Below are 9,112 nucleotides of genomic sequence, written 5' to 3'. Positions count from 1 at the left end.
CCATTTGGAACACCGATTTTTATTCGGCTTATCCTCCCGTCCTGCACGCAGCGATGTGTGTCGCTGACGGCGCGCATATGTAACGTGATCGTCATTGTTGCAAGTTGGATATGAACTTTACAAATGTGTGATGCTTTTTCGCAACAGTCTGACTTTGCATGAAAATAGGGCGGCCCCGACGGAACCGCCCCTTTTCGTCCATAATGGACATTAGGTCAGAAACGGAAACCGACGCCGACCACGCCAGCGTCACGGCCACCGAAATTGTCTTCATATTCGGTGCGCTGATATTCAGCCGAAATATAGGTGCGCGGCGTCACCGAATATTCCAGGCCGCCGCCATAGCGCACGCCTTCCAGCGTCTGGTGATCGCCGGGGATTTCGAAGCGGCTGTTGGCATAGCCGACCTTGCCGAACGCCAACACCTGCGAGGTCACGACATAGCCGAGGCGCACCGAAGCGGCGAGATCGCGGCTGGCATCGACGCCGCCGAACTTGGCGGTGGACTCGCTCAGGGACACTTCCGGACCGAAAGTGATGCGCGGGGTGACGGCCAGGTCATAGCCGGTCGATACGCCATAGCTGAAACCGTCGCTGCCCTGGACCTTGTCATAGCCCAAGGTAACGCCCGCCCGAGGACCAGTAAAGGGTGCAGCATCCTGAGCAAAAGCGGGAACAGAAACAGTGACAGCAGCAATAGCTGCGAGAATCGCAGTCTTCATGATATTCCTCATTGGCTTATCCGATACCCTGAACCGGGCAGGGATTATCTATGGCTTCAATCAGTTTTTAAAAGGGACCGATCTGTAAAATATTTTCGATCCTATCCCTCTTCAAATATGATGGAATCCATCCATGCGAACTTCAAAATCCGGAAGCGTTACTTGGTCCCGGCAGCGGCACTTATGGACCCGGAATCTGGCTCCCACATGAACGGAATCATGAAAAAGAATTCATGCGCGCAGCATCGCCATCCTTTTTGACGCTGCTGGTGCAAAAGGGTAACAGTCGCCTATGGATAGCGCCTTATCCGATCCGAAACCGGTGCTGCGCCACAGCTTGCCGACGCGGCTGTGGCATTGGCTGAACACGGCGCTGCTCTATGTGCTGTTCACCAGCGGGCTGGGCATCTTCAACGCGCATCCCCGGCTCTATTGGGGGCAATATGGCGCAAATTTCGACCATCCCTGGCTGACGCTGGAGCGCTTCGGCGGCTGGATCACCCTGCCCGCTCATTATAATCTGGCGATGTCGCGGCACTGGCACCTGACCGCCGCGCCGATCTTCGCCTTTGCGCTGCTCTTCTACATGCTCTGGAGCCTGTTCGGGCGGCATCTGGCGCGCGACCTCGCCTTTCGGCGCGGGGAACTGGCGCCGCGCCATGTCTGGCAGGACATCAGGGATCATGCCCGGCTGCGCTTTCCCACCGGGGAAGCGGCGCTGCGCTACAATGTGTTGCAGAAGGCGAGCTATATCGGCGTGATCTTCGTCGCGCTGCCGCTCATCATCCTGACGGGGCTCACCATGTCGCCCGGCATGAACGCGGCCTGGCCCTGGCTGGTCGAGTTGTTCGGCGGAAGGCAGTCGGCCCGGTCGATCCACTTCATCGCCGCCTTCGCCCTGGCGGCCTTCTTACTGGTGCATATCCTCATGGTGGTGCTGGCAGGGCCGGTGAACGAGATTCGGTCGATGATCAGCGGGCGCTACCGGCTGCCGGAGGCGCGGCGATGAGCCTGATCCTCAACCGCCGGGCGTTGGTCCTGGGTGCCGCCGCGACGCTGGCAGGCTGCGACCGACTGGCAAAGAACGAGACGGTGCGGGAAGCGCTGTTTTCCGCCGAGAATTTCCACAAATGGGCGCAACGCAGCCTGATGGCCCGCGACGCACTGGCCCATGAATTTCGCCCGGACCAGATCTCCCCCTTCTTCCGGCCCAACGGCACCGCCAATCCCAATACGCCGGAATATAAGGCGCTATGGCGCAGCGGCTTTGCCGACTGGCGATTGCAGGTCGGCGGACTGGTCGCGCGGCCTTTGTCGCTGTCGCTGGCCCAGCTTCATGCCCTCCCCCATCGCGAGCAGATCACGCGGCATGACTGTGTCGAGGGGTGGAGCGCCATCGGCAAATGGCGCGGCGTGCCGTTGAAGCCGATCCTTGAGGCGGCACGGCTACGGGAAGGTGCGCGCTACATCGTCTTTCACTGCGCCGACGATATGGGCGGCGGGCGCGGCTATTATGAAAGCATCGATCTGATGGACGCCTTCCACCCGCAGACCATCCTCGCTTTCGCGCTCAACGACCAGCCCTTGCGGGTGGCGAACGGCGCCCCGCTCAGGCTGCGGGTGGAGCGGCAATTGGGCTACAAACAGGCGAAATATTTGATGCAGATTGAGGCGGTTGCGTCTCTGGACGGCATAGGCGGGGGCAAGGGCGGCTTCTGGGAAGACCATGCCGGCTATGATTGGTATGCCGGCATTTGACGCGGGCGGAACGACCTGACAGGGTAGCCCCATGAAATTGTTCGATCGCGTCATCAAGCGGCTGGTCACGCGGGGCCAGCTCAGCATCTACTATCATGACGGCAGAAAGATCACGGTCGGGACGCCCGAACCGGGCTTTCCATCGCTGGCGCTGAAATTCCACGATGCGCGGGTGCCCTTCGACATCATCAAGGATCCGCGGCTGGGCATGGCCGAAGCCTTTATCGACGGGCGCGTGTCGATCGAGGGCGGCGGGATCATGGAACTGATCTCGCTCATCCGCATGAACAATGCCTGGGAAACCGGCAAGTCGATCAGCGATCTCGGTTCGGTCAAGCGTGGTTTCAAGGCGATCCGGCGCAAGCTGTGGGCCGCCAACCACCGGGCGCGGTCCAAGGCCAATGTCGCCCATCATTACGACCTGTCGGGCGCGCTCTATGCCCTCTTCCTCGACCGCGACCGGCAATATAGCTGCGCCTATTTCCCCGATGCCGGCAATGAGACGGGCATCAGCCTGGAACAGGCGCAGGAGGACAAGAAGGCGCATATCGCCGCCAAGCTGCATTTGAAGCCGGGCATGAAGGTGCTGGATATAGGCTGCGGCTGGGGCGGCATGGCGCTTTATCTGCACCGCACCTGCGGCGTCGACGTGACCGGCATCACCTTGTCGGAAGAACAGCTCAAGGTCGCGCGGCAACGTGCTCAGGATGCGGGCGTGGCCGACCATGTGCGCTTCGAGCTGATCGACTATCGCGACATGGAAGGGCCGTTCGACCGGATCGTGTCGGTCGGCATGTTCGAACATGTCGGGACCAAGGATTACCGCACTTTCTATAATAAATGCCGCGAACTGCTGACGCCGGACGGGGTGATGCTGATCCACACCATCGGCCGGATCGACGGGCCGGGAATCACCGACGCCTTCACCCAGAAATATATCTTCCCCGGCGGCTATATCCCCGCCTTGTCGGAGATGATCCAGGGCAGCGAGGGCACGCGGCTGATGGTCACGGATGTGGAGGTTTTGCGCATCCACTACGGCCTTACCATCCGCGAATGGTACAAGCGGACGCTGGCGCACAAGGCCGACATCGTGGCGTTGTACGACGAGCGGTTCTTCCGCCTGTGGACCTTCTATCTGGCAGGCGCGGCCACCGTGTTCGAGCATGGCGGCATGGTGAATTATCAGGTCCAATATGTCCGCGACCGCCGCAGCCTGCCGATCACGCGCGACTATATGCTGGAGGCGGAAAGCGCTCTTAGAGGCCGCTGATTGACCATGAATATTGGCTGACGGCGCCGTTCCCGGACGGTTCAGTCAGGCCGGTGCATCTTTCCTTCATGACCCCGGCGACGGGTGTGCATGTTGAGGAGAGACGGACATGAATATCTTGTGGAAGGGCGCGGCAGCCCTGGGCTTGGCGATCACCGCCATGGGTATGAGCGCAGCCCCTGCACAGGCGCAATATTATGGCGGCTATGATTATGGCTATCGGGACGGTTATCGCGGCGATCGCTATGACGATCGGCGATGGGACGACCGGCGCTGGGATGGTCGGCGCGATTGGCGGGATGATGACCGCCGTCATTGGCGGGGCGACCGGCGTTACTGGCGCGGCCATTACCGGCAGCGTTGCTGGACGGAATGGCGCTATAATCACTATCGCGACCGGCGCGTGAAGGTGCGGGTCTGCAACTGAGATCGATAAAATCCTCCCCGTCTCGCGATGGGGAGGATTTATTGCGTCGGGGAGCGGCTTGCGTCATCTTGACGCCATGACCGATCCGATGCCCGTCATTCAGAGCCTGCTATCGGGCCTGCCCATTTTCCTGCTGCACCTGGCCTCCGCCACGCTGGCCTGGCTGGCGGCGCTGGCGCTCTATATGTGGATCACCCCGCATGACGAATTCGCGTTGATCCGTGCCGGCAATCAGGCGGCGGGGATTTCGCTCGGCGGAGCGGCACTCGGACTCGCCGTGCCGCTGGGCTTTTGCCTCGCCGGATCGGTCAATGTCTGGGATATCATGATCTGGGGCAGCGTGACGCTGATCCTGCAACTCATCGCCTTTCGGGTCGTCGATTTCCTGCTGGGCTCGCTATCGACCCGGATCGAGGCGGACGAGCGATCCGCCGCCATCTTCCTGGCCATGATGAAGGTCGCGATCGCCTGCCTCACCGCCGGCGCGGTCGCGAGCTGAGCCGTGGCAGGGCGGCGCCTAGGCTGTCTGCCCGGCATGCTCGGCATCATCCTCGCGCTGCTGTGGATCAGCGAGGTCACCAAGCCGACGCCTCTCCATGTCGAGGCGTTCGACCCCCGCTCGCCGCGCCGCCCCATGCCGCAGTGGAGCGACGAAAGCTTCGTGATCGAGGAACGGGCCGAAGCGCCCGCCGACAGCATGGGGACGACCTTTGCCGTCGATCGCGGCGGCGCCTGGCTGACGGCCGAGCATGTCACCCATGGCTGCACCCGCGTCGGCATAGAGCAGGGCGGCTTTGCCCGGCCCGTATCGCGGCTGGTCGAAAGCCGGGAAGCGGACGCAGCGCTGGTGCGCGGCGGCGTGGCGAGCGACCATGCCCTGCCGCTGTCGGACCGGATGCCGCCGCCGGGATCGGTCGGCTATCATATGGGCTTTCCGGGCGGACAGCCGACGCTGGTCATATCCGAGCTGATCGGCGCCGCCCGCGCCCGGCGCGGCACCGGGGAGGAGACGCAGCCCGTGCTCGCCTGGGCCGAACATGGACGCATTCCGATGGGCGACGGCACGCTGTCGGGCATCAGCGGCGGGCCGGTCTTTGCCGAGGACGGCCATGTCGTCGGCGTCAACAGCGCCGCCACCGACCGGCGTGGACGCATATTGACCACCGCGCCCGATGCGATGATGCGGCTGGTCGTCGCCAGCCGGGCGGTGGGCGACCGGCCCGTCGCCTATCCCTTTCTGGACCTGGCCGATGCGCAGGCGCGCTTCGAATCCTGGCTGGCGCAGGGGGTGATCCGGCGCATCTTCTGCGATGTCGACGATGGACCGGGACAGTTGACGGCGGGGCGGCCAAAGGGCTAGGTCGCGCGCCAGATTGACAGGATTTGGACCATCATGAGCGATACGCCCCCCGACCGCCTTTCCACCAACCCGAAAAGCCCCTTTTTCGACATCGACGTGCTCCAGCGCGGCATCGGCATCAAGTTCAAGGACCGTGTGCGCAACGATGTCGAGGAATATAGCATTTCCGAAGGCTGGATTCGCGTCGCGGCGGGCAAGACCCGCGACCGTCACGGCCAGCCGCTGACGATCAAACTGTCCGGGCCGGTGGAGGCGTGGTTCGAGAACCCTGCCGAGGGCGCTGAGGAAGCGGCGGACAAGGCGGAATAAGTTTTCGTCTGAGGTGAACAAAGAAGAGCGCTGCCTCCTGGGTGAGGCAGCGCCTTTTTTTTTAAGCCGTGTTCCTGCGAAGGCAGGAACCCAGTCCTACCCTTTCCTGGAATCGCAACATTTTGAACTGGATTCCTGCCTTCGCAGGAACAGGTTGATTTCAAGAGATTCGTCACACCTCACCGCAACGCCGCGTCGCGCTTCACGTCCGCGATGATATCGCGCAGCGAACGGGCCGAGGGCGTCGCATCGGCATAGCGGATAGCGCGCAGGTCCAGCGCCAGGCGCGGCTGGCTGGCAAGAGATTTACGCGACGGAGCGGCATCCTGCGCCGGATCGTCCTTGGCGATCGTCATGCTGGCGAAGCGCAGGCTGTCGCCCAGCGCCGGATCAGGCCGGAACTCGCGCAATTGCGGCTTGTCGGGATAGATGAAGCCGAAGGTCGGATTGCTGCGCGCACCCATCTGGTTGGTCGGACTGTGCCAGACGCGCACCTCGCTCCAGTCGCCTTCCTCCGATACGTCGATCGCCAGCACATCTTCCTCGATCGCGCCCGGCACGGACCAGTTGGCATGCCGGATCAGCACGCGCCGGTCGTCCAGCACCCTGCTGACCACGGCGACATGGCCCAGCACCATCGGCCCCATGGGACGAAAGGCCAGCACCGCGCCCTTGCGGGGCATATGGCCGCGCCTATAGTGATTTTCCGCCTGATCCCACCAGGTCAACGCGTCGCCATAAATCTGCACGCCGGACACGATGCGCGCATAGGACACGCATTGCAGCACCGTCGCGCCCAGCACAGGCGTCGTCGTCAGACTGGCCAGCAGCAAGGCCGCCCAGCGCATCATTCCCAATTTCATGCGACCCCAGTCCCAGAATCGCCCCACCGCGGATCAGACTAGGCGGCAGCCCTTAGGAACTGGTTAAAATGTCAGAAAGCACCGCGGGCAGAGTCGCTGCCGGTAGTCGCGCGATCGGCCATGGCGATCTGCACGGGGGCATCGCTCGCCTTGTCGGCATAGATGAAACCCTTGGCGGCATTGGGACGCAGGCCCAGACCGCCGGTCGGGCCGTACCAGACGCGCACGTCGGTCCAGTCATTGTTGGGCGACACGTCGACGGCGCGGACATTGCGTTCGATCCCGCCGCGATAGGACCAGTTGGCGTGGGTCAGCAGCACTTCGCGATCGCTGATCACCTTGCTGACCATGGCGACATGGCCGACCGGCATGGAACGGCTGGCGGCGAAGGCGAGGACGGCGCCGACGCGGGGTTCATGGCCACGATCATAGCGGCCCTCGGCCTGGCCCCACCAAGTGTTGGCGTTGCCATAGAGTTCGATGCCGGAAACCTGACGGGCGAAGGGCGCGCACTGGAGAGTGCCCGCAGCAGCCGGGGTCGTGATCAGGGCGCAGAGCGCGAGCGTTGCCGCTGCGACAAAAGCGCGAAAACCACCGATCATAGAAATGCGACCCCCGACTTGTTTTTAACGACTTAGCCCCGTGGAGGTTCTTAGGGCAGACGCCGGACGAGTTGAAAAGCAGCCAGCGACGAGTCGTTGTTGCGGTGCGTCAACCTGCGGAACGAAAGACCCGCCCCGCCGTTACGCAAAACCGGCTCGCGACAGGCAAATCGTTGAAAAGACTGTCTTCTGTTCCGGTCATCCAGACCTGACCGCCGGTTTCGCGCAGCCGGTCGAACAACGCAGCTCGTCGCGACGGGTCGAGATGCGCCGCCACTTCGTCGAGCAGCAGCACCGGCGGCTGGCCGCGATGGGCCGTGACCAGCGCGGCATGGCCGAGCAGGATCGAGAGCAGCAGCGCCTTTTGCTCGCCGGTCGAACACAGCGCGGCGGCCTGCCCCTTCGCGGCGTGGGTCACGGCCAGATCCTGCCGGTGCGGACCGGACAAGGTGCGCCCGGCGGCGGCATCGCGGCGGCGTTCGCGAGCAAGGCGAATTGCCAAGGGTTCATCGCCATCCTCCTCCCCTTCGATCGCCAGCAGCGGGCGGGCGAAGGGATGGTCGGGCTGATCCTCCAATACCGCGCCGAGGCGCGAAACCAGATCGGCGCGGGCGGCGGCAAGGGCCATGCCATGCTCGTCCATCTGCGCTTCGAGCGCGCTCAACCAGGAAGGGTCGGCAGCGGACAGATCGTTCAGCAGCCGGTTGCGGGCCCGCATCGCCGCTTCATAACGGGCGCTGTGAACGGCATGGGCGGGATGCAGCGCCAGCGTCAGCCGGTCGAGAAAGCGCCGCCGCCCGCCAGGACTGTCCATGAACAGCCGGTCCATGGCGGGCGTGAGCCAGACGATGGAGAGATGATCCGCCAGCGCATTGGCGGAGGAGGCAACGCCGCCGATCCGCACCTGCCGCCGGTCGGGGGCTGAGGCGAGCACGCCGGTTCCCAGCATCACGCCGTCCACTTCCGCCGCTATGCCGAAACCGCCTCCCCCGTCCTGCCGCACCATGTCGCGCAGGGCCGCGCCGCGCAAACCGCGGCCGGGGGCCAGCATCGATACGGCTTCCAATATATTGGTCTTGCCCGCGCCATTGTCGCCGGTCAACACGATGAAACTGTGATCGGGCATGATCAGCGCATCCGCATGGTTGCGGAAATCGCTCAAGGTAAGACGGCCGATCATCGGCTCGCTCTAGCGACACCGGCGGCAATGGGGAAGCGGTTCAGCTACACCGCTTGCGCGTCACCGCCCTGCCGTCATCGATCACCGTCAATTCGCGACCACCCGCCGAAGGACGCAGCTCCAGCTTCCTATTCCAGCTCTGCCCTTCTCCGGTAAAGGCCGCATCGATGCGGATTCGGCCATCCGGGCCGTGTGACACGCCGGTCGCCTTGCCTTCGCTTTCCAGAAAGACAAGGCTGGTGGGCGTGATCGTCAGTTCCATCTCGGTCGCGCGGTCGGCGCAACTTTCGTCAAGACCGGCCCAGCGCCCCTGAATGCTGGCGGGGATGGTCGCGCCAACCGGCCCCGACGGGGGCGAAATGTCCGGCGCCGGTTCGACGGTCTGGATGCCGTTCTCGCCCTGCGGCACTTCGCGGACGTTGTTCATCGCCTCGTCCACGATGTTGGTGGCGATGCCGGACTGGTCGCTTTGCTTGTCGCCACAGGCCGCAAGGACGATCAACGGCAGGAGAATCATCACGCGCATGGGAGAGAAACCGGCCTTTCGCCAATGGGTTCCGGCCATCGCGCACTCTCGATTCATTCCTGCTATACTCCTGCTCGACAAGGGAGATATGC

General features: G+C 63.4%; 12 protein-coding genes. 7 read left to right on the top strand and 5 right to left on the bottom strand.

Translation table 11 applies throughout. The annotated features are described in order from the left end of the window. Positions 1-215 precede the first annotated feature (215 nt). Positions 216-722 (bottom strand): porin family protein, encoded by a 507-nt coding sequence (locus tag VVT58_RS14990; protein ID WP_327752569.1) that lies wholly within the window; start codon positions 720-722, stop codon positions 216-218. Between the two features lie 292 nt (positions 723-1,014). Here VVT58_RS14990 and VVT58_RS14985 point away from each other — a divergent pair, with 292 nt between their 5' ends. From VVT58_RS14985 to VVT58_RS14955, 7 genes are all read left to right on the top strand, one after another. Beyond that, a complete protein-coding gene (locus VVT58_RS14985) occupies positions 1,015-1,731 on the top strand; it encodes a cytochrome b/b6 domain-containing protein (RefSeq protein WP_327752568.1) in 717 nt (238 codons plus the stop codon). After that, positions 1,728-2,480 (top strand): molybdopterin-binding protein, encoded by a 753-nt coding sequence (locus tag VVT58_RS14980; RefSeq protein WP_327752567.1) that lies wholly within the window; start codon positions 1,728-1,730, stop codon positions 2,478-2,480. Before VVT58_RS14985 ends, VVT58_RS14980 begins: the two co-directional genes overlap by 4 nt. Before the next feature lie 31 nt (positions 2,481-2,511). Next, positions 2,512-3,753: a cyclopropane-fatty-acyl-phospholipid synthase family protein gene (locus tag VVT58_RS14975; protein ID WP_327752566.1), complete on the top strand. Its 1,242-nt coding sequence runs from the start codon at positions 2,512-2,514 to the stop codon at positions 3,751-3,753. Between the two features lie 109 nt (positions 3,754-3,862). Further along, positions 3,863-4,180, top strand: a complete 318-nt coding sequence (locus tag VVT58_RS14970) for a hypothetical protein (protein WP_327752565.1) — start codon at positions 3,863-3,865, stop codon at positions 4,178-4,180. A gap of 76 nt (positions 4,181-4,256) precedes the next feature. Continuing rightward, on the top strand, positions 4,257-4,679 hold the full coding sequence (locus VVT58_RS14965; protein ID WP_066560233.1) for a DUF350 domain-containing protein: 423 nt from the start codon (positions 4,257-4,259) through the stop codon (positions 4,677-4,679). Positions 4,680-4,682: 3 nt separating this feature from the next. Further along, positions 4,683-5,540, top strand: a complete 858-nt coding sequence (locus VVT58_RS14960) for a serine protease (protein ID WP_066560236.1) — start codon at positions 4,683-4,685, stop codon at positions 5,538-5,540. A 33-nt stretch (positions 5,541-5,573) separates the two neighbouring features. Further along, positions 5,574-5,849 carry a DUF3297 family protein gene (locus VVT58_RS14955; protein WP_066560244.1) on the top strand — a complete coding sequence of 92 codons (276 nt, stop codon included), beginning with the start codon at positions 5,574-5,576 and terminating at the stop codon, positions 5,847-5,849. A 179-nt stretch (positions 5,850-6,028) separates the two neighbouring features. Here VVT58_RS14955 and VVT58_RS14950 read toward each other — a convergent pair whose 3' ends face one another. The 4 genes from VVT58_RS14950 to VVT58_RS14935 form a co-directional block, all read right to left on the bottom strand. Further along, positions 6,029-6,700 carry a CHAP domain-containing protein gene (locus VVT58_RS14950; protein WP_327752564.1) on the bottom strand — a complete coding sequence of 224 codons (672 nt, stop codon included), beginning with the start codon at positions 6,698-6,700 and terminating at the stop codon, positions 6,029-6,031. Between the two features lie 83 nt (positions 6,701-6,783). After that, a complete protein-coding gene (locus VVT58_RS14945) occupies positions 6,784-7,314 on the bottom strand; it encodes a CHAP domain-containing protein (RefSeq protein ID WP_327752563.1) in 531 nt (176 codons plus the stop codon). Positions 7,315-7,423: 109 nt separating this feature from the next. After that, positions 7,424-8,494, bottom strand: a complete 1,071-nt coding sequence (gene recF / locus VVT58_RS14940; protein WP_327752562.1) for a DNA replication/repair protein RecF — start codon at positions 8,492-8,494, stop codon at positions 7,424-7,426. 40 nt (positions 8,495-8,534) lie between these two features. Next, complete coding sequence (locus tag VVT58_RS14935) at positions 8,535-9,059, bottom strand: hypothetical protein (protein ID WP_327752561.1); 525 nt, start codon at positions 9,057-9,059, stop codon at positions 8,535-8,537. Positions 9,060-9,112: the final 53 nt, after the last annotated feature.

It is taken from the genome of Sphingobium sp. SJ10-10, from assembly GCF_036038995.2.
Lineage (GTDB): Bacteria > Pseudomonadota > Alphaproteobacteria > Sphingomonadales > Sphingomonadaceae > Sphingobium.
Note: the sequence above shows the minus strand (reverse complement) of the source record. Positions and strands in the feature narration are given on the sequence as shown.